Origin of the sequence: Komagataeibacter diospyri (assembly GCF_006538165.1) — a bacterium.
In the GTDB taxonomy this organism is placed as follows: Bacteria; Pseudomonadota; Alphaproteobacteria; order Acetobacterales; family Acetobacteraceae; genus Komagataeibacter; species Komagataeibacter diospyri.
On the sequence record NZ_BDLU01000022.1, the window covers coordinates 1 to 1514 of the forward strand.

General features: G+C 62.0%; 2 protein-coding genes. Both read left to right on the top strand.

Going from position 1 to position 1514, the window contains the following annotated elements:
• On the top strand, positions 1-903 hold a 903-nt coding region (locus tag MSKU9_RS18490; protein WP_227002350.1), incomplete at its 5' end, for an H-type lectin domain-containing protein.
• Position 904: 1 nt separating this feature from the next.
• Positions 905-1330, top strand: coding sequence for a hypothetical protein (locus MSKU9_RS03420; RefSeq protein WP_141259944.1), 426 nt, complete (start codon positions 905-907; stop codon positions 1328-1330).
• Positions 1331-1514 lie beyond the last annotated feature (184 nt).

Consider the following 1514-nt stretch of genomic DNA (forward strand, 5'->3'; position numbering starts at 1 on the left):
GCGGTAGCCAGCGCGCTTGTGCGCCAGTATGTCAGCCGCGACCCGGTCACACTGACTGTGCCGGGGGCAGGGGCGACCTATACCGTATATGCCACGCCCGCCACCGTGGACACGGATGACACCGTGCTTCCGTTCTACAATGCAGCCGACCCGTCCGTGACCTATGCTGGTGCTGACAACAGCGGAAAGACCGCACCAACCGTGCGGCAGGACGTGGTACAGATCGGCATCGGCACATCGGTGCCCACGGGTGCGTATCCGCTGTGGACCGTCACCGTGGCGGCCGGGGCGACAGCCATTACGGCGGACATGATCGCGCAGGCGGCTGGCGCGCCGTTTTATGCAACCATCCCGGAACTGGCCAGCACTGCTTATGTTGATGCTGGTCTGGCCACGGCAGCCAGTAATCTTTCTGCCGAAGCCGCCATCCGTGCGGCGGCGGACGCCACGCTCACGACCAACGTAAACGCCCGCGTATCCGGGGCCTATGGCGTCGGGACGGGAATGTATGATGGCAAGGCCCTGATCCAGGGCGCGGCGGGACCGTCCTTCTGTTACAATAACGGTTCGGCTGATGTCTGGCTGGGGCTGCTGTATGGCGTGCAGTCCTCCATATCTGGCGGCACCAGAACGACGATCAACGGCCAGAAGATGTTGATCTATTATATCAATAATGTTGAGGGGACCAACTTTCAGATTACGTTCCCTGAATCCTTTTCAGCCGTTCCGTCGGTCTTCGTGACCGCCACATCCGAATTCACCACCAATCTTTCGGCATGGATCAATATCGTGGCCGGGACCGTGACCGAAACCGGCTTCGAAGTGAACGTCAATGCCAATGAACCCGGCGAGGCCAGCACCCATGGCGCTGGCGTATGGGTCTTTGCATTTGGAGCGGCCTGAAATGAACATCAATGCGCAACCTGAACGCCAGCAGGCTTTCCCCGCCCGCTATTACGCCCAGTATGACCCTGCAACACGACGGGTGACGGGCTGGCATGACACATGGGCGCTGTCATCCGTCGCGCATGTGCCGCCCGCATCCGGCATGCACCCTGTCACGCCGGAAGACTGGGCCAGCCTGCCACGCCATCTGTCGCACCGCATCGGTGAGGATGGCGTGATCGTGCGCCACGTCCATGTGATCCCGCTTTCCATGCATGCACGCCGCGCTCTGGCGGATGCCAGGCGGCATGTCTGGAACGAATACGGTGCGCTTGGTGAAACCGTTCCCGCCGAATGGATTGCCTACCAGAAGGCGCTGCTGGCCATCCGTGACGGCGCGGATGCCACCAGCGCGGTGCTGCCGCGTCCGCCCGCTGCAACCTGACCGGAGACCCTGACCCATGGCCGATACGGCACAGAACTACATCCTTTACCGCACCACGGCGCTGACCGCGCAGCCAGCCAGCTACACGGACCAGTCTGGTACCACCGTGACACCTGCGGTTGTGACGCTTTTGCCTGCGGGAGAAGTCATCGCAACCCAGATGCTGACAGGTCTGGACGGTGTT

What these genes read in the sequence shown, in the direction of transcription:
- MSKU9_RS03420 (WP_141259944.1), top strand. Translation starts at nt 905, where the DNA reads ATGAACATCAATGCGCAACCTGAACGCCAGCAGGCTTTCCCCGCCCGC.